The sequence below is a fragment of the Vibrio sp. A37 genome, from assembly GCF_059777565.1.
Map to the genome: position 1 here is coordinate 1 of NZ_JBLNLI010000070.1, position 720 is coordinate 720.

Consider the following 720-nt stretch of genomic DNA (forward strand, 5'->3'; position numbering starts at 1 on the left):
CTTGAATAGCTCACCTGCTGGTGCAGATTCACCGAAAGTGGTCATGCCAATCACGCGTCCGTCTAGACCTACGTATTTGTACCAGTAGTCAGCAATGCCTGCTTCGATAGCGATACGTGCAGTCACATCACTTGGCAATACTGCTTCGCGGTAAGCTGCGTCTTGCTTCTCAAACAAGTCTGTTGAAGGAAGAGAAACAACGCGTACTTGCTTGCCAGCCACCGTTAGCTCAGCAGCCGCATCTACTGCTAGCTGAACTTCAGAGCCAGTAGCAATCAAGATAAGCTCAGGTTTGCCCGCGCAATCTTTCAGGATGTAACCACCTTTGGCGATGTTCGCTACTTGCTCGGCATTACGTTCTTGCTGCGCTAGGTTTTGACGAGAGAAGATAAGAGAGCTTGGGCCATCTTTACGTTCAATCGCTAGTTTCCATGCTACTGCTGATTCTACTTGGTCACATGGACGCCATGTGCTCATGTTTGGTGTCAGACGCAGAGAAGCCATTTGTTCAACCGGTTGGTGAGTAGGCCCATCTTCGCCAAGACCGATAGAGTCGTGCGTGTACACTTGGATGTTTTGCACTTTCATCAGTGCCGCCATGCGCATTGCGTTACGTGCGTATTCCATGAACATCAGGAATGTAGCTCCGTAAGGAACAAAGCCGCCGTGCAGAGCAATACCGTTGATGATGGCTGTCATACCGAACTCACGCACACCGTA

At 50.1% G+C, this 720-nt stretch carries 1 protein-coding gene; it reads right to left on the reverse strand.

Annotation, left to right across the window (positions count from 1 at the left end; genetic code table 11):
• Positions 1–720: transketolase-like TK C-terminal-containing protein (locus ACM2FC_RS23570; protein ID WP_498483464.1), on the reverse strand; the 720-nt coding region annotated here is incomplete at both ends.